This window comes from Micrococcaceae bacterium Sec5.1 (assembly GCA_039636795.1).
Classification (GTDB): Bacteria; Actinomycetota; Actinomycetes; order Actinomycetales; family Micrococcaceae; genus Arthrobacter.
Window position 1 is genome coordinate 1,629,523 of sequence record CP143430.1, and the last position, 17,537, is coordinate 1,647,059.

The 17,537-nt window shown below is 62.3% G+C and carries 18 protein-coding genes and 1 riboswitch; of the genes, 12 read left to right on the top strand and 6 right to left on the bottom strand.

The genetic code is table 11. The features are described from left to right. The first annotated feature begins 26 nt into the window (after window positions 1–26). The 6 genes from VUN82_07515 (at window position 27) to VUN82_07540 (ending at window position 6,129) form a co-directional block, all read left to right on the top strand. Window positions 27–1,403: a potassium transporter TrkG gene (locus VUN82_07515; GenBank protein XAS73674.1), complete on the top strand. Its 1,377-nt coding sequence runs from the start codon at window positions 27–29 to the stop codon at window positions 1,401–1,403. Between the two features lie 190 nt (window positions 1,404–1,593). Beyond that, on the top strand, window positions 1,594–2,511 hold the full coding sequence (locus VUN82_07520; GenBank protein ID XAS73675.1) for an SIS domain-containing protein: 918 nt from the start codon (window positions 1,594–1,596) through the stop codon (window positions 2,509–2,511). Between the two features lie 9 nt (window positions 2,512–2,520). Beyond that, entirely contained in the window at window positions 2,521–3,486 is a 966-nt protein-coding gene (locus tag VUN82_07525) for an ROK family protein (GenBank protein XAS73676.1), read from the top strand. Next, a complete protein-coding gene (locus VUN82_07530) occupies window positions 3,483–4,478 on the top strand; it encodes a hexose kinase (protein XAS73677.1) in 996 nt (331 codons plus the stop codon). Before VUN82_07525 ends, VUN82_07530 begins: the two co-directional genes overlap by 4 nt. After that, window positions 4,460–5,314, top strand: a complete 855-nt coding sequence (locus VUN82_07535; GenBank protein ID XAS73678.1) for a class II fructose-bisphosphate aldolase — start codon at window positions 4,460–4,462, stop codon at window positions 5,312–5,314. Before VUN82_07530 ends, VUN82_07535 begins: the two co-directional genes overlap by 19 nt. 23 nt (window positions 5,315–5,337) lie before the next feature. Beyond that, window positions 5,338–6,129 (top strand): DeoR/GlpR family DNA-binding transcription regulator, encoded by a 792-nt coding sequence (locus VUN82_07540; protein ID XAS73679.1) that lies wholly within the window; start codon window positions 5,338–5,340, stop codon window positions 6,127–6,129. Window positions 6,130–6,139: 10 nt separating this feature from the next. On the opposite strand, the gene VUN82_07545 is transcribed toward VUN82_07540, so the two are convergent. Continuing rightward, entirely contained in the window at window positions 6,140–6,796 is a 657-nt protein-coding gene (locus tag VUN82_07545) for a histidine phosphatase family protein (GenBank protein ID XAS73680.1), read from the bottom strand. 112 nt (window positions 6,797–6,908) lie between these two features. Between VUN82_07545 and VUN82_07550 the strand changes: the two genes are divergently transcribed. After that, on the top strand, window positions 6,909–7,682 hold the full coding sequence (locus VUN82_07550; GenBank protein ID XAS73681.1) for a type II CAAX endopeptidase family protein: 774 nt from the start codon (window positions 6,909–6,911) through the stop codon (window positions 7,680–7,682). Between the two features lie 126 nt (window positions 7,683–7,808). Here the strand turns inward: VUN82_07550 and VUN82_07555 are convergent, their stop codons facing one another. Beyond that, the gene (locus VUN82_07555; GenBank protein ID XAS73682.1) at window positions 7,809–8,447 is read right to left on the bottom strand and encodes a VOC family protein; all 639 of its coding nucleotides are present in this window, start codon (window positions 8,445–8,447) and stop codon (window positions 7,809–7,811) included. Window positions 8,448–8,673: 226 nt separating this feature from the next. Between VUN82_07555 and VUN82_07560 the strand changes: the two genes are divergently transcribed. Both VUN82_07560 and VUN82_07565 read left to right on the top strand, forming a co-directional pair. Further along, a complete protein-coding gene (locus VUN82_07560) occupies window positions 8,674–9,990 on the top strand; it encodes a bifunctional o-acetylhomoserine/o-acetylserine sulfhydrylase (protein XAS73683.1) in 1,317 nt (438 codons plus the stop codon). Window positions 9,991–10,129: 139 nt separating this feature from the next. Beyond that, window positions 10,130–10,244, top strand: a riboswitch (SAM riboswitch). 14 nt (window positions 10,245–10,258) lie between these two features. Next, window positions 10,259–11,380 (top strand): homoserine O-acetyltransferase, encoded by a 1,122-nt coding sequence (locus tag VUN82_07565; GenBank protein ID XAS73684.1) that lies wholly within the window; start codon window positions 10,259–10,261, stop codon window positions 11,378–11,380. Window positions 11,381–11,386: 6 nt separating this feature from the next. Here VUN82_07565 and VUN82_07570 read toward each other — a convergent pair whose 3' ends face one another. The 3 genes from VUN82_07570 to VUN82_07580 all read right to left on the bottom strand — a co-directional run bounded on the left by VUN82_07570 (window position 11,387) and on the right by VUN82_07580 (window position 13,966). Continuing rightward, the gene (locus VUN82_07570) at window positions 11,387–11,833 is read right to left on the bottom strand and encodes a hypothetical protein (GenBank protein XAS73685.1); all 447 of its coding nucleotides are present in this window, start codon (window positions 11,831–11,833) and stop codon (window positions 11,387–11,389) included. Between the two features lie 43 nt (window positions 11,834–11,876). Beyond that, the gene (locus VUN82_07575; protein ID XAS73686.1) at window positions 11,877–13,031 is read right to left on the bottom strand and encodes a winged helix DNA-binding domain-containing protein; all 1,155 of its coding nucleotides are present in this window, start codon (window positions 13,029–13,031) and stop codon (window positions 11,877–11,879) included. Window positions 13,032–13,120: 89 nt separating this feature from the next. Continuing rightward, window positions 13,121–13,966, bottom strand: a complete 846-nt coding sequence (locus VUN82_07580; GenBank protein ID XAS73687.1) for an SGNH/GDSL hydrolase family protein — start codon at window positions 13,964–13,966, stop codon at window positions 13,121–13,123. A 68-nt stretch (window positions 13,967–14,034) separates the two neighbouring features. Between VUN82_07580 and VUN82_07585 the strand changes: the two genes are divergently transcribed. Next, a complete protein-coding gene (locus VUN82_07585) occupies window positions 14,035–14,688 on the top strand; it encodes a phospholipase (GenBank protein ID XAS73688.1) in 654 nt (217 codons plus the stop codon). Between the two features lie 70 nt (window positions 14,689–14,758). On the opposite strand, the gene VUN82_07590 is transcribed toward VUN82_07585, so the two are convergent. After that, window positions 14,759–14,986 (bottom strand): RNA-binding S4 domain-containing protein, encoded by a 228-nt coding sequence (locus tag VUN82_07590; protein ID XAS73689.1) that lies wholly within the window; start codon window positions 14,984–14,986, stop codon window positions 14,759–14,761. 23 nt (window positions 14,987–15,009) lie between these two features. Between VUN82_07590 and VUN82_07595 the strand changes: the two genes are divergently transcribed. Beyond that, the gene (locus VUN82_07595; GenBank protein XAS73690.1) at window positions 15,010–16,014 is read left to right on the top strand and encodes a DMT family transporter; all 1,005 of its coding nucleotides are present in this window, start codon (window positions 15,010–15,012) and stop codon (window positions 16,012–16,014) included. 136 nt (window positions 16,015–16,150) lie between these two features. Continuing rightward, window positions 16,151–17,536 carry a glycine--tRNA ligase gene (locus VUN82_07600; GenBank protein XAS73691.1) on the top strand — a complete coding sequence of 462 codons (1,386 nt, stop codon included), beginning with the start codon at window positions 16,151–16,153 and terminating at the stop codon, window positions 17,534–17,536. The last annotated feature ends 1 nt before the right edge of the window (window position 17,537 follow it).

Here is a 17,537-nt window from a genome sequence, read left to right on the forward strand (position 1 = left end):
CACCCGGGAACGGCAACGCACGGACGTTGTGGAAGCACCGGGACCCACAGACGCGACGTGAAAACGTCCTTAGGCGCGCCCTCTCACACCCAGTCCGATCAGTACCCCTTGCTTTCCTGGCAGTCATCCTCCTCGGCGCAGCACTGCTCATGCTGCCCGTCTCCCGCAACGGCACTGAGCCTGCCACGCTCATGACGGCCCTGTTCACCGCCGTGTCCGCGACGTGTGTCACGGGCCTGGTTACCGTTGACACGGCAACCTACTGGACACCTTTCGGGCATGTCGTGATTCTGGCACTCATCCAGGTTGGCGGGTTCGGCATCATGACCCTCGCGACCCTGCTGGCGCTGCTCGTCCGCAAAAGCATCGGCTTGCGCGGGCAGCTTGTGGTTCAGTCAGAAACGCACACCCTCAACCTCGGCGATGTCCGCTCCGTGCTCTTTCGCGTTGCAAGGATCATGGTCGTTTTTGAAGCGGTAACGGCTGCAATCCTGGCTGTCAGGTTCTGGCTCGCCTACGACTCCAACCCAGCCGTTGCGCTGTGGCATGGCGTCTTCCACGCAGTATCCGCCTTCAACAACGCTGGGTTCGCGCTCTACAGTGACAACCTCATCAGTTTCCGCGAAGACCCTTACATCCTGGTCCCCATCTGCCTGGCCATCATTTCCGGTGGTCTCGGCTTTCCCGTACTCATCCATTTGCTCAACGGCGGGGGACTACGGGTCCGGAACTGGACGGTACATTTGCGCCTCACAGTCTTCGGTACGGTCTTCCTGCTCATAGCCGGCTTCGTATTGTTCGCCGCGTTCGAATGGAACAGGGCCGAAACCCTGGGTCCGCTGTCCATCCCGGGAAAGATCGTCGGTTCCCTGACCGGAAGCGTGTTCCCGCGCACCGCGGGATTCAACAGCATCGACTATGGAGTGGCTTCACCGGAGACGCTCATGGTCAGCGACATTCTGATGTTCATCGGAGGGGGAAGCGCCGGAACTGCCGGTGGAATCAAGATCACGACTTTCCTCCTCCTTGCTTTCGCCATCTGGAATGAAGTCCGGGGACGGGACGATGTGACCATAGCCCACCGGTCCATCAGCCCTGCCTCGGTACGGCAGGCCCTTTCGGTAGCGCTGCTTGGCATTGGTGCTGTCATTACCGGAACCATGCTGCTGCTCATGTTCACCGACTACAGCCTTGAGAAGGTCCTGTTTGAATCCATCTCGGCTTTCGCCACAGTCGGCATGAGCACAGGAATCACGTACAACCTCCCTCCTTCGGCTGAGTGGGTGCTCATGGTTCTGATGTTTACGGGGCGCATCGGCACCGTGACGGTCGCTTCGGCACTCGCCCTATCTTCACGCCCGCGCCTGTTCAACCTGCCCGAAGAGCGGCCCATCATCGGCTGACCGGAACAGGTTTAGCCTTCCCTGCTGCTCGTAGCCGTTTCCCCTGCCAGCACTTCGCCATCGTCCTGACTACTGGGCTGCCCAATTACCGGATCCACTCCTGCAGATGATCCTTGTGAGATCGAAACTGATCGTTTAGTGTTTCTATAGATCATAAAACGTCATTGGCTGAGCAGGAGCGAAACACACGATGAGCGAGAACACACTGGGCGCCTTCATGGAAGAAGAGCTGGTATCACAGCCCGACGTCTGGCAGCGGGCCATCGACCAGGCCCGTGCTGAGAAGTTGCTTCCCGCCGACGGCCAGCGGATCGCCGTCATCGGCTGTGGCACGTCCTGGTTCATGGCCCAAAGTTATGCTGCTGCCCGTGAATCCGCGGGCAAAGGCGTGACGGATGCCTTCGCGGCGTCGGAGGCTTTCCTGAACAGCAACAGCGCGGATCGCCAGTACGACGCCGTTGTGGCCATTACGCGGTCCGGTACCACCACTGAGGTGCTGGAGATCCTGGCCGGGCTGAAGGGCATCGTCCCCACTGTTGCCATCATTGGCGATACGTCCTCGCCAATCGTCCAGCTCGCCGACGCCGTGATCGGACTCCCGTATGCAGATGAGCGATCCGTGGTGCAGACCCGCTTCGCGACCTCGGCACTGGTTTACTTGCTCACCAGCCTTGGGATTGACGTCAAGCAGGCTATCGAGGACGCACGGGATGCAGTGACAGGTCCCGTGGCACAGGAACTTCTGGATGCTGAGCAATTCACGTTCCTCGGTACCGGATGGACTGTCGGCCTGGCCCACGAGGCAGGACTTAAGATGCGCGAAGCCGTTCAGGGCTGGACCGAGTCCTACCCGGCCATGGAATACCGCCATGGTCCCATCTCCATCGCGGCGCCAGGACGCGTGACCTGGTTGTTTGGCGCACAGCCCGAGGGCCTTGATAAGGACATGGCCGCCACGGGTGCTCTGTACATCCACACGGACAAGCACCCGCTGGCTGAACTGGCCCGCGTTCACAAAGTGACCCTGGAACGTGCGCGCGTCCGTGGCCTCAACCCGGACCTGCCCCGGAACCTGACGCGCTCCGTCATTCTCGACGCCTCCGCCTAGGCACTCATCATGGTTCTCGGGCATGCAGAATCAGCAGTCCTGGCCTTCGATGTTGGCGGTACCGACGTGAAAGCCGGACTCGTGGATGCCTTTGGAAATGTCCTGGGCATGCGCCGGGTCCCCACGCCCCTGGATCCATCGCACCCAGGGGAAGCCGTACTGGACAAGCTGATGGAGCTCGCCCGCCAGCTTGCTTCTGAGTTTCCGGATATCCCGGCCAAAGCAGCGGGCGTCATCGTCCCTGGCATTGTGGATTCCGTGGGAGGAATCGGGATCTACTCCGCGAACCTCGGGTGGCGCAATTTCCCGTTCACCACCGAGGCGGAGAAGAGGCTGGGGCTTCCCGTGGCGTTCGATCACGACGTCCGCTCGGCCGCTGCGGTGGAACACACCTTTGGCGGATCCAAGGAGTTCAATGACGTCGTGGTCATGGTGGTGGGCACGGGAATCGCCGCCGCCGTTTTCTCCGGTGGTGTGGCCGTCACGGCCGGTGGTTTCGCCGGTGAACTCGGCCACGCCCAGGTACCGGACCCCGACGCCGGAACTGAAGCAGCCGGAACTCAAGCAGCCGGAACTCAAGCACCAGGGGCCACCATCCTCGAGGCCGTGGGTTCGGCAGGCGCCATCGCCAAGCGATACAGCAGGAAGTCGGGCAACATCGTGGACGGTGCCCGGGACGTCCTGCTCCGCTCCCAAAATGGAGATGCCATGGCTGCCCGTGTGTGGGCGGATGCGGTGGACGCCCTCGCCTTCACCATCTGCCAGTGCGTGAACATCATCGGCACTGAAGCGGTAGTGATCGGGGGAGGCCTGGCCGAAGCAGGCGAGGACCTCCTGGAACCGCTCCGCGCTCGGGTTGACCAGATCCTGGACTTCCAACGACGTCCGCGCCTCATCCAAGCCCAGCTTGGCCAGGACGCCGGGCTCCTTGGCGCGGCATTGAACGCACGTGCGCTCCTGGACGGTGCGCGATGACCGGCCCAGCAGCGGCCGGAACGTCCCGAAACGCCGCAACCCGCATTGTCACCGTGACCCCCAATCCAGCCATCGACATGACCTACACCGTCCACGGAATCACCGAAGGCGCCAGCCACAGGGTCCCCACACCCATCAGCCGTGCCGGGGGTAAAGGACTCAACGTTGCCAGGGTGGTCCACCAAGTGGGGCATCCGGTGCTGGCCATTGCTCCTACGGGAGGAGCCGCTGGACAGACCCTGGCTGCCGAACTTTGGACCAGCGGCGTGCCCCACGCGCTGGTGTCTGTCGCCGCCGAGACCCGCCGCAGCATCGCGCTCGTGGACACCGTCGCGGGCGAGACCTCCATCTTCAACGAGGAAGGCCAGGCGCTCCTGCCGGACGACTGGCGCTCACTGACCGCCGCCGTCGTCAAAGCCGTACGCGGCGATGCCGGAGAAACTGCGGCAGCTGTGCTGGTGGGTTCCGGCAGCCTGCCACCGGATGCACCTGCCGATTTCTACTCGTCCCTCGTAAAGCTGGCGCACGACGCCGGCATCCCGGCCATCATTGACACCTCCGGACCCGGAATCATCACCGCAGCCCAGGCCGGTGCCGATGTCCTGAAACCGAATCACCACGAACTCGCGGAAGCCACGGGGCAGTCGAGCCTGGAAGCCGCTGCGCTCTCGCTGATTGCCATGGGTGCCCGCACCGTCCTCGTCAGCGCCGGCGCGGACGGAATGCTCGCCTTCGACCACGCAGCACCGGGCGGGTACTGGAGTGCCAGCCTCCCCGAGCCCCTGAGCGGCAACCCCACAGGGGCGGGCGACGCCGGTGTGGCGGCTGCCGCCGTCGCCCTCGCCGAAGGCGTTACCGAACCCCGCGAGATTCTCCGCCGGGCTACTGCCTGGTCCGCCGCCGCTGTGCTCATGCCTGCGGCGGGCGAGATCTCGCCGCGGTATCAGGAACTTGAAGAACAACTGATCGTGACATGGAAGGAGACCCTGTGACGCTTGTCAGCACGCGGGAATTGATGGGCAAGGCCGCGGCCAGCGGTACGGGCCAAGGCGCGTTCAACGTCATCCACGTGGAAACAGCGGAGGGGCTGGTGGCGGGTGCCGAGACAGCGGGTGTTCCGCTGATCCTGCAGATTTCGGAGAACTGCGCAAAGTATCACGGTGGACTCGAACCGATCGCTCTGGCGGCTATGGCGATCGCCCGCGACGCATCGGTGCCCGTTGCGGTTCACCTGGACCATGCCGAATCCGAGGACCTCGCCATCGCGGCCGTGGACCTCGGTTTTGGCTCCGTAATGTTCGACGGCGCGCACTTGCCCTATGAGTGGAACGTCGAAGTCACGCAACGGGTAGCCCGCTACGCCCACGAGCGAGGCGTTTACATGGAGGCTGAACTCGGCAAAGTGGGAGGCAAGGACGGTGCCCATGCACCCGGTGTCCGGACCGACCCCGACGAGGCCCAGGCGTTTGTTGAAGCAACGGGTGTGGATGCGCTCGCAGTGGCCGTTGGCTCCTCCCACGCCATGACCGAACGCAGCGCAGCACTGGACCTGCACCTGATTACGCGGCTGAAGTCGGCGGTCGGAAAACCGCTGGTCCTGCATGGCTCTTCAGGCGTCACAGACGAGATGCTCGTAGCTGCGATCGGCGCAGGTATGACTAAGATCAACGTATCCACACATTTGAACGGGTTCTTCACCCGCGCCGTCCGTGAGTACCTCGATGCCAACCCTGCAGTGGTGGATTCCCGGAAGTACATCAAGGCCGGCCGGGACGCGCTGGTGCTGGAATCCGCACGTATGCTCACGCTGTTCGCCAAAGCGAAATAGCCAGACCCCGCGAAAGGCTCGTCATGACCCGCACCGATCGGCTGACCGCCATCCTTGACCTCCTGGCCGAATCCGGCCATGTGGAAGTCGAGGACATCGTGACGCGGCTTGGCGTGTCACCGGCCACGGCGCGCCGGGACCTGGACAGCCTCGCAAAACAACGGCTGCTCAGCCGTACACGGGGTGGCGCTACCACCGGATCCGTATCTTACGACCTCCCGGGCCGATACAACCGTGACGACCACGCCTTGGCCAAGCAGGAGATCGCCCTGGCCGCCTCCGCCCTGATCCGACCCGGAGCGGTGATCGGCCTGAGCGGGGGAACCACCAATACGGCTCTGGCGCAGTTGCTGTCCACCCGTGAGGACCTCAACGCGCCGTCCAACAGGCCCACTCTCACGGTGGTAACCAACGCAATTAACATAGCCTCGCAGCTCGCCGTTCGTCCGAACATCAAGATCATGGTTACCGGGGGAATCCTCAATCCGCGCTCCTACGAGCTCGTGGGCCCCTACACCGACGTGATCATGCAGAAGGTTGCCCTGGACATCGCGTTCATCGGGGTCAACGGCGTTGACCCCGATCTCGGCCCCACCATCACCGATGAAGGCGAAGCCATGGTGAACACCGTCATGGCGCGCCGGGCCACTGAATCCTACGTGGTTGCTGACTCCTCCAAGGTGGGCCGTCGCTCCTTTGCCGCCATGGCCGGGTATGACTTCCGGCACCTCATCACGGACGCCGGGATCAGCGCCGCGGACAAGGCTGCGTTCGAAGCCAAGGGCACGGAAGTCATCGTCGCCCCCGGCAACTAAGTGGTTCGTGCTAGAAGCGCATTCTCGGCGCGTGAAGCACTGAATCGTCAACATCCCTTGGCACCCACTGGCTGAACGGTTCGTCCAGACTGTACTGGCCGTCGTCGGTCCTTATCAGTGTGCGTAGTTCGGCGTTGTCCGGGTTGTTCAGTGACTCGAAATACTCAACAGTCCAGTGGAACCAGCGCATGCAGAATAGCCTCATGGTCAGTCCGTGTGTGACCATCAGGGTATTTGGGGCGTACGTCGGCTTTTGCCAGTGGCGGTAAAGGGTCTCCATGAACGAGGACACGCGGTCGTAGACGTCCGAGCCTGACTCGCCCTCGCGGAACCTGTAGAAGAAGTGGCCGTAAAGGTTGCGAAGCTCCTTCTGGTCCTCGATCTCCCCGGCGATCTGGAAGTTGGCCCAGTCCTGCTCGCGTAGCCTGGGTTCTTCGATCACGCGCTCGATCAGCGGGCCGAGGTCCAACGCCTCAAGAGTCTGGTATGCCCGCAAGTAGGGGGACACGTAGACGCAGACCTGCTCGCCGTCGAGCTTCCGCCTGAGGGCCTCGCCGGCTATCCGTGCCTGCTCAACTCCTAGTTCGGTGAGCGGGATGCGGTAGTCCGGCACACGGTTGTAGATTGACGTGTCGGCATTCGCGGCGGACTGGCCGTGCCGGATCATGAAGATTCTCCCTGGGGCACTCATCCCACCAAGCATAGGGTCTGCCTGCGGGTGAAACCCGAACGTGCGCAGTTCACGGCAAAGTGGCAGGAACTGCGGGCAAGATAGGTACATGCTCCTTGCTTCCCGCCGCCGCCTGCGCGCCGAAGTACTCATCGTACTTGGCCTGTCGTTGGGCCAATCAGCTGTGTACTCCGTGGTGCAACTTCTGGACAAGATGACACGCGCGCCGTTGTCCGAGGCAACTTCGACGCTTAACAGGTCCCAAAGCACCCGCGAGTATTTCGATCTCACGTACCAACTGCTGGACATTATCTTCGCTTTGGTTCCGGTGGTCCTGGTGTTCTACTTCCTGTCATCGCATTCACAGGGTGGCCGGGAAGGTGCCAGTGGCTCAGGCTTTGCCCGATTGGGATTCAATTTCGCGCGCCCGGGCAAGGACCTTTTGCAGGGGCTGGGCCTCGCAGCCGCCATTGGCATCCCTTCACTTGGCTTGTACGCTGCTGGCCGTGCCCTCGGAATCACCACCGCCATTGTGCCCAGCGGCCTGGAGGCTTACTGGTGGACTGTGCCTGTGCTGATTCTCTCCGCCGTTCGCCATGCGATCGTTGAGGAAGTGATCGTCGTCGGCTACCTCCTGGACCGCTTCGGAAAATTCGGCTGGAGCACCCCGTTGGCCATTGTGGTAAGCGCGGCGCTTCGTGGCAGCTACCACTTGTACCAAGGTTTCGGACCGTTCATCGGCACCTTCGCCATGGGATTGGTCTTCGCCTGGATCTATACCAAGACGAAGCGGGTGATGCCTTTGGTGATTGCGCATGCGCTGCTGGACATCGTCGCGTTCGTTGGCTTCAGCCTCTTCGGCAAGGCGATAGGCCTTGGTTAGGCGGGCGGTTAAAGAAATTCGGCCGCCATCGGTGGGTGACGTCGTTGGCACCCGCTGATGGCGGCCGAAGCTTGACCGGACACACAGGACCGGGGAGGGGAGCAGGCCCCCAAGGGAAGTGACGGGTCAGATGGTGACGGCGCCGGAGGCTGTTTCGAAAGTGACGGACATGATGCCAGGCGTACCGTGCGGGGCCATCCACTGGACAGCGACGTCCTCGAGCGGCTTCTCAACGGGTTCGCCCAGCCATTCGGTAACGCGTTCCGCCGAGCCCGCAATGGTGAGGCTGGACATCTTGACGTCACTGTCATAGACCTTGGACGGGTGCAGTGAGGGGTCGCCCTCCCACTTGAGCAGGTACGGCACCTGGGGATCGGCGATCAAGCCGAGAATGCCGATCTGCTGCCACACGAGTTCGCGGCCATCCGGGAACTTGCGGTTGCCCGGAACTGCGGAACGGCCAAGGCGGTTTTCGAAGGGGGCGAGGTCGTCAACGGCGACGCACCAGCCCATCCAACCGCCGCCGGCCGCCGAGCGTGCACGGACTGCCTGGCCAAAGGGTGCCTTGTCAGAAGCAGGATGGTCCAGGACCTCTACGACTTCCAGGTATTTGTTATCCGCCAAGGGAATGATCATGTTCCGGGTACCGAAGCGCGGGTGCACTCCGCCCCGGACTGCGTCCACTCCCAGAGCTGCGGAAATTCGTTCGGTAGTGGCCAAAAGGCCATCTCGTTCACAAGCGTAAGAGACGTGATCCATGCGCATGGCTTCATCTTGGCACTTTGTGATCGGGGTCTCAGCTAAGGGAAGCCTAACTAACATGGGACCTTGCTGTATGCCATTCGACTGCGTCATGCCGGGTCGCCCAAGGACCGAAAAATACTGCCTTCGTCACAAAGCTGTCCAAGTACCCGGGCGCTTCCTAGACTGGCCCCAGCCCACGCCTACAGCGATCAACGGCAAACCCGCGCGCCACTAAGAGGAGAATTCAATGTCCCAAGGATGGTCTTTCGAAACCCGCCAGATCCACGCAGGGCAGGAGCCTGACTCTGCCACGGGAGCGAGGTCGCTTCCGATCTACCAGACCACGTCCTTCGTTTTCCCCAGCGCAGAGAGCGCAGCCAACCGCTTTGCCTTGGCCGAGCTCGCCCCGATCTACACCCGTATCGGCAACCCGACACAGGATGCCGTTGAGCAGCGGATCGCCAGCCTCGAAGGTGGACTGGGCGCATTGCTCCTCAGTTCTGGACAGGCCGCGGAAACCTTCGCCATCCTGAACATTGCCGAGGCCGGCGACCATGTCGTCGCCAGCCCCAGCCTTTACGGTGGCACCTATAACCTCCTGGCCCACACGCTGAAGAAGTTCGGTATCTCCGTGACGTTCGTGGAGGACCCCGACAACCTGGACCAGTGGCGCGACGCCGTGCAGCCCAACACCAAACTGTTCTTCGGCGAGGTGGTGTCCAATCCGCGCCAGGACGTGCTGGACATCGAAGGGATTTCACGCACCGCGCATGAAGCTGGCGTGCCGCTGATCGTGGATAACACGCTATCCACCCCGTACCTCATCCGTCCCATCGAATGGGGTGCGGACATTGTGGTGCACTCGGCAACCAAGTATCTGGGCGGCCACGGTGCGGCGATCGCCGGCGTGATCGTGGACTCCGGAAACTTTGATTTCGGCAAGGACCCGGAACGCTTCCCTGGATTCAATACTCCGGACCCCAGCTACAACGGACTCGTTTACGCCCGGGACCTTGGCAAGGACGGCGCGCTCGGAGCCAACCTCTCCTACATTCTCAAGGCACGCGTGCAGTTGCTGCGCGATCTGGGTTCGGCCGTTTCCCCGTTCAACGCCTTCCTCATCGCCCAAGGGCTGGAAACCCTGAGCCTCCGCGTCGAGCGTCACGTCTCGAACGCCACCAAAGTGGCTGAATGGCTGGAAGCCCACGACGACGTCGAATCGGTTGCCTTCGCGGGTCTGCCGTCCAGCCCTTGGTATGACCGCGGCCGGAAGTACGGGCCGAGGGGTACCGGCGCGGTGGTGGCGTTCAACATCAAGGGTGGCGTCGAGGCCGGCAAGCGATTCGTCGATGGCCTGGAGCTGCACTCCCATGTTGCCAACATCGGTGACGTCCGCTCGCTGGTTATCCACCCGGCGTCGACTACCCACAGCCAGCTCACGGTCGAACAGCAACTGGTTGCGGGCGTGTATCCCGGCCTTGTCCGCCTGTCGGTGGGAATCGAGCACGTGGACGACATCATTGCTGACTTGGAGGCTGGTTTCCGGGCTGCCAAGGGCGCTTAGCGGGGCGGCCGCCCGCCGACGAAAATTCGCCGGGCGGCCCTTCTCGCTGCGTGTTCCTGAACGAAGGGACCCCAAACCGTCACACAGCTGTCACATTCTTCGCCAAAACAGCGGTATTTTTCCTAGACTCTACGTATTAGGTCATGAGTGCCAGTGACAGCCCCGGCTTGCTGGCCGGCAACCCTCCTCCGCGGTGGGGTGCCCCGGGTGAAGACCTGGCCTGTCGCACGCAAGGCGGCAGGCAAGCGCGAGGTTAGGTGTCAAAGGAATGACCATTACTGCTACAGCACCCCCAAAACCGGGCAAAGAAGACGGGACGGTCAAGTACGCCGGCGTAGGTTCGCTGGAACTTGAAGCCGGCGGCTTTCTCCCGGATGTTGTGTTGGCCTACGAAACCTGGGGGCAGTTGAACGCGGATGCGTCCAATGCTGTCCTCGTTCAGCACGCACTGACGGGAAGCACCCACGTGGCCCGCGGCGCCACTGATGAGGAAGGTTGGTGGGAACAACTCGTTGGCCCCGGCGCGACGATCGACACCAACCGGTTCTTCGTTATTTCCATCAACATTGTGGGCGGCTGTTACGGCAGCACAGGCCCGTCGTCGGAGGCGCCGGACGGACGGCCTTGGGGATCCCGGTTCCCCCTGATCACTTTGCGCGACAGCACGGTGGCTGAAGCCCGTCTCGCGGATGCGTTGGGGATCAAGTCATGGCACGCCGTCCTTGGCGGTTCCATGGGTGGGGCGCGGGCACTTGAGTGGGCTGTGACCTTCCCTGAGCGTGTCCAGCGGTGCGCAGTTATTTCCGTCGGGGCCTACAGCACAGCCGAGCAAATCGCTTTCGCCCAGTCCCAGACACTCGCCATCCGCCAGGACCCGAACTTCAAGAACGGCGATTACTACGGTGGACCAACTCCTGAGGCGGGCCTTGCCCTGGCCCGCCGGATAGCCCACATCACGTACCGATCAGCACTGGAGCTTGATTTCCGCTTCGGGCGGGAAGCCCAGCACCAGGAGACGCCCCTGGCCGCCCCGGTCCTGGGGGAGCGCGGCCGCTACCAGGTGGAAAGCTACCTCGACCACCAAGGCAGCAAGCTGGTGCGCCGGTTCGATGCGAACAGCTACATTGCCATCACTGAGGCACTCATGTCCCACGACATCACCCGGGGCCGCGGCACCTTGCAGGAAGCCTTGGCCGGCGCCACTGCTGAATTCTTTGTGGCTGCCGTCGACTCCGACCGCCTCTATTTCCCGGCCCAGTCATTGGAACTGGCACAAAACCTGCCAGGCAATGTGCCCGTCCACGTGATCGAGGCTCCCATCGGGCACGATGGCTTCCTCACCGAAATCGGGCAACTGTCAGCCCAACTGCGCGAGGCCTTCTTCGCGTAAGCCGGCTCAGCCGTTCATGATCTCGCCGCGCTGCTTCATGTAGTCCTCCATGGCGATTTCGCCGTTGCTGAACTTGAGGTCCAGCTCGGCCAGCTTGCGTGCGCGGAAGCCTTGCTGCTCAGAGCCGCTGTTGCTGGGAAACGTAGGTGAAGAAGCGTTCGACGGCGGTCCTGCCGGCGGCGGTGCATCGGCAGGGCGGACGTGGATTGGCTCGCCCGGATAGCCCGGGTAGTTCTGGGCAGGGTAGTTCTGCTGCGGGTAACCCGGTCCCGGAAGATTCTGAGGGGGATAGCCGGGGCCAGGGTAGTTCTGGGGCGGGTAGTTCTGGCCGGGGAAGTTGCGGTCTTGGAAATTACGGTCCTGGAGCCGCCGCGCCCGGGACCTGTTGTAAAGGCGGATCCCCATGGGAATCAGCCACGAGCAGACGATGATCCAGAAGATCAGATTGTTCACGGTGCAGGCCTCCTAGGTCTTAACCCAGCTTAGTCCCGCACTTTCACACCAGCTTTGCCTTCATGCCCAGGAACCTTCCGTAGCGTTCCGCCTCGGCCTCCAACGCTTGTTGTTCCGCTGTTGTGAAGGGTCGATTTACTCTGACGTCGAGTTCGCAGATCCCACCGGAGAAGCCGTGGCGCCACCATCCGGACAGCCTGCCCTCCAGCAACACGACGTGAATGGGAGCATCGCCCTCCGGGAAATAGGGAGCCCTTCCGCCGAGGTAGTGCCTCGACTGGGAATAGCCCATCACGTACTCGTCGTAGCACTGGATGAGATCGACCCGGGGGAGCCGCGGCCCATCGTCAGCTGGCTGAGTCGCTGAAATGGGTTCGACGTCTTCTGCTGGCAAGCAGAAGTCCAGGCCGTCAATCGCCACAGTTGCCAAGGCGCCCGGAAGGGACTCTTCAGCTACCTGCAAGCCAAGCCGCACATCCTTCATGGTCAGTCCGGACCAGGCGGCACAGTCCTTGATGGTGGCAGGCCCCCGGCTGGTGAAGTATCGCAGCGCCAGCTGACCCAAAGCCCATTCGCGGTCGTCCCCAATCAAGGGCACGTTGCCCGTGGCGGACACACGTTCCTGGAACAAGGCGTATGTCTGTTTCAGTGCACCTCCTGCAGAACGGACCGGCGCACCGCTCACCAAGATTTTGCTGATCTCTGCGTGCATGAGGTGGTAAACGAGGCCAAGTCCTTTCCCGGGGAAACCCGCCTGTTCCAGTACCGCGGCTAATTCTTCGCGGGTTTTGTGGGCTCCACCGGCCACGGCTTCGGCAAGGATGTCTCCGCTCCTGGCAGCGGCGTGCTCATCAAGTCCGGTCTGCCTGTACATGCCTTTGTTGCCTTGATGAAGGCGATCCGCAGATAACCCCATCAACCAGCCGAGGTCCTCACGATGCACAAAATGCCACGTTGGCCGCAGGATATGTGTCCGGAGGATCCTGCCGTCAGCCACCGCCTGCTCCACCTCATCGGCAGTGGTACCCGGCGTTCGCTGGGCGAGGCTCCACCTTGCATAGGGAAATTCCTGCGACTGCACGGCAAGGAGGTTTCGCAGCACGTTATCAATGCTTTCACCGTAGGGAGCCCGCAACTGTTGTCGCCGAAGCCTGAAATCCACAACATTTTCTGGCGTCAGTGAAATGTCAGCGTGCATCGCGGAGCTCTTTCCGCGCGTCAGTCCTGCAAGTGCCCATCACCTTAGCGACCCTCACCTTAGCGACCCTCACCTTAGCGCCCCTCACCTTAGCCTCGCGGCAGCATGGTGCCGTTAGGACCGAAGACCGGTCCCGCCGTCGGGCGCTTTGGGGTAATGCCATCGCCGGAGGATCGATGCCGCAACCTGCGGATAACCCAGGGAACAAAGTACTCGCGGGCCCACACCAGATCCGAGGAACGGGCCTCACGCCAGGTGCGAACCGGCAGGGGCTTAGGCACCAGGGGTTCGAGGGTGTGCTGGACGTTCAGCGCTTCCAGGACCATCATCGCGATGGTGTGGTGTCCCAGCGGTGAGAAGTGCAGGCGGTCTTCGTCCCACATCCGGGGATCGGCCAACTGCCTCAGGGACCACATATCGGCGATGATGGCGTCGTGCCGTGCAGCCACTGTCCTGAGGTTTTCGTTGTAGATGGCCACCTTGCCACGGATGCGGCCCAAAACGGAGGACGCGGTGTCCGGTCCGTTGAACAACACCACGGTGGCACCACTGGAGGCCAGTTCCTGAACGGCAGCATCCAGCTTCTCCGCCAAAAGGTCCGGGTCGCCGCCGGGCCGGATGAGGTCGTTGCCGCCTGCCGAAATCGAGACGAGGTCCGGCTGGAGTTCCAAGCAAGGACCAACTTGTTCATCCACGATCTGCTGCAGTAACCGCCCACGGATGGCAAGGTTGGCGTAGGCAAAATCTTCGTGGCCGCGGCCCAGTTCTTCCGCTACACGGTCAGCCCACCCGCGGAAGCCGCCGGGATTCTGCGGCTCGGGATCGCCGATGCCTTCCGTGAACGAATCCCCCAGTGCCACGTAACGGCTCCAAGGGTGAGTTTGGACCGGGTCGCCCGGCTTCACCAATGAATTGACGTCACTCACGCTTTCCATCCTGCCTTGAACCTGCAAACCTACGCCACCGTAGGTTGTTACCGATCGGTAACTGCAAGAATAGACCCATGACTGAAGCCGTTGCATTCCCCGCGCCCGTTGTCCTGTGGTCCCATGACGAAGCTGAGCGGGAGGGCAAACCGCTTCTGCTGCTGTTGCACGGCTACGGCTCCAATGAGGACGATCTCTTCAGCCTTGCCGGCCTGCTGCCCGAGGGATTTGTGGTGGCTTCCTTGCGGGCGCCAATGCCCATGGGCCCCGGCTTCACGTGGTTCCCGCTCACCGCATCAATTGAGTACTCCCTGGAAGCAGTAAAGCTTGCCGCTGAGTATGCCCTTGAATGGTTGGACACGGTCAAAGCCAATCATTCTTCGGTGACACTGCTTGGCTTCTCCATGGGCATGGCAATGGCGACCACCATGCTCCGCTACCGTCCCGCGGACTTCGCTGCCGTCGTCGGGCTTTCAGGTTTTGTGGTGGACGCTGGCGATGACCCTGCCTTCCGCGATGCGGAACTGGACGGCACCTTGCCGATGTTCTGGGGCCGCGACCAGCAGGACCCCGTTATTACTCCGGACAAGATCGAGTACACCATGGGATGGGTGCGCAACCATGTGGACCTCACCAAGGTGCTCTACACCGGCATGTGGCATGGCATCAACCAGCAGGAGATCGGCCACGTGGGCGAATTCCTGACCCACAAGGTGCTCTCCACCGCGTAGAAAAGCAACGCGGGGTCACATATGGCCCCTTGGAAGCCTCACAATGGGCCATAAGTGACCCCGCGTTGCTTCAGGCGGTGGTGATCCGGACGGTCTGGCCGTTGACGGTAACGGTATCTCCGGCGTGGAGTTGGCGGCCGCGGCGGTCGTCGATTTCGTCGTTGACCTTGACCAAGCCGTTCTTGATGAGCTCCGTAGCTTCAACGCCGTCCTCCACGAGGTTGGCGAGCTTCAGCAGCTGGCCGAGGCGGATCATGTCGTCGCGGATGGGGATCTCTTCGATTTCCGGGTTGCTCATACAGCAATGATGCCTGAAGTAGTGTGGGGTCAGTGCCGCAGCCTTCTCTCCGTTCAACCCTTCCGCTCGCCATTGGCCTCCCTGTTGCAGTAGCAACTGGCTTGGTCATTCCGCTTCAAGGAAGGATCAACGGGGCGCTCGGAGCCCGGTTGAACGATGGCATCGCTGCCGCCGTGGTGAGCTTCACCACAGGCCTCGTGCTCATCGCTGCCATTTCCGTTGCCACGCCCAAAGGCAGGGCAGGCCTTCGGCGCATCGTCCCGGCAGTCCGCAACCGGAGCTTTCCCCGCTTCTACGTCATGGCCGGCGGGATCGGCGCTCTCTTCGTCTTTGCCCAGTCCTTCACCATCGGCCTGTTGGGTGTGGCCTTGTTCACCGTTGCTGCGGTTACGGGACAGACCCTCAGCGGACTCCTCGTGGACCGCATGGGCATCGGTCCCGGCGGCAAACGGTCCATTACCGGAGTGCGGATCCTGGGCAGTGTGCTGACGGTCGCCGCCGTTGCCTGGGCTGTGTCCCCTCGGTTCGGGGGCAATACCGATATCGCCTCGCTGGTGTTGCCCGTCCTGCTGCCTCTGGCGGCGGGCTTCCTCATGAGTTTCCAGCAAGCCATGAACGGAACCGCCACTGTTCACTACGGGACGCCTGTGGCCGCCACGTTGGTCAACTTCATTGCCGGTGCCGTCATTCTCTGGATCGCTTGGCTTATCAAGCTTTCCGTGGCAGGCGCGGGCAACCCGCTTCCGGGTGAATGGTGGTTCTACCTGGGCGGCCCCATGGGCTGCCTTTTCATTGGGCTTGCAGCGCTTTTGGTCCGAAGCCTTGGCGTGCTGGTCACCGGTCTGGGCATGATTGCCGGCCAGTTGGTGGGTTCCTTAGTACTCGACGTCGTGATCCCCAGTCCCGGCGCGGTGGTCGCCTTGCCCACGGTGTTGGGTACGGTGCTGACGCTCGCCGCGATCATCGTGGCCACGTTGCCCTGGCCCCGGGGAGCATTCGTACGAAAGGTCCCGGGCAAAGGCCGGTAGGCTAGGACACGCAGCTTTCTGCACAGTTATTATCCGCACCAATTCCCCAGCCCACCCCGCCGGACAACCTCGTCCGGAATCCGGGGCAACCACCGCGGACCGCACCCAGCGGCCCTGTAGAACAAATGGAGTACCCATGGCAGCAAAATCCGTCCTTGACCAGGTCATTTCCCTCTCCAAGCGGAGGGGCTTTGTCTTCCAGGCCGGTGAAATCTATGGTGGCTCCCGTTCGGCGTGGGATTACGGACCCCTTGGTGCGGAACTGAAGGAAAACATCAAGCGCCAGTGGTGGCAGAGCATGGTCCGCGGCCGCGAAGACGTCGTAGGCCTGGACTCCTCGGTCATCCTTCCCCGCCAGGTCTGGGAAGCCTCCGGCCACGTTGAGGTCTTCTCGGACCCCCTGGTGGAATGCCTGTCCTGCCACAAGCGCTACCGTGCTGACCACCTCGAGGAAGAGTACGAGGAAAAGAAGGGCCGTCCCGCCGAAAACGGCCTGAAGGACATTGCCTGCGCCAACTGTGGCACCCGTGGCCAGTGGACCGAACCGCAGGAATTCTCCGGCCTCCTGAAGACCTTCCTTGGCCCGGTGGCCAACGATGAAGGCATGCACTACCTGCGCCCGGAAACGGCCCAGGGCATCTTCGTGAACTTCAACAACGTCCTCACGACGTCCCGGAAGAAGCCGCCGTTCGGCATTGGCCAGATCGGCAAGTCCTTCCGCAACGAAATCACACCGGGCAACTTCATCTTCCGTACCCGTGAGTTCGAACAGATGGAGATGGAATTCTTCGTCGAGCCCGGCACCGATGAGGAATGGCACCAATACTGGATGAAGGAACGCATGTCCTGGTACACCAGCCTGGGCATCCGGGAAGAAAACCTCCGGTTCTTCGAGCACCCGCTTGAGAAGCTGAGCCACTACTCCAAGGGCACCACGGACATCGAGTACCGCTTCGGTTTCCAAGGCTCCGAGTGGGGCGAGCTCGAGGGCATCGCGAACCGCACGGACTTCGACCTCTCCACGCACGCCAAGGCCTCCGGTACGGACCTGAGCTACTTCAACCAGGCCACCAACGAGCGCTACACCCCGTACGTGATCGAGCCCGCTGCCGGTTTGACCCGCTCCTTCATGGCCTTCCTGATTGACGCCTACACCGAAGACGAGGCACCCAACGCCAAGGGCGGCGTCGACGTCCGTACCGTCCTGAAGCTGGATCCGCGGCTTGCCCCGGTCAAGGCAGCTGTCCTGCCGCTGAGCCGCAACGAGGACCTGTCCCCGATGGCAAAGGCGCTGGGCACCCAGCTGCGCAAGAACTGGAACATCGACTTCGACGACGCCGGCGCCATCGGCCGCCGCTACCGTCGCCAGGATGAGATCGGTACTCCGTTCTGCATCACCGTGGACTTCGATACCCTCGAAGACCAGGCCGTGACCATCCGTGAGCGCGACACCATGAGCCAGGAGCGCGTGTCGCTGGACAAGGTTGAGGCTTACCTGGCAGCACGACTGATCGGCGCCTAAC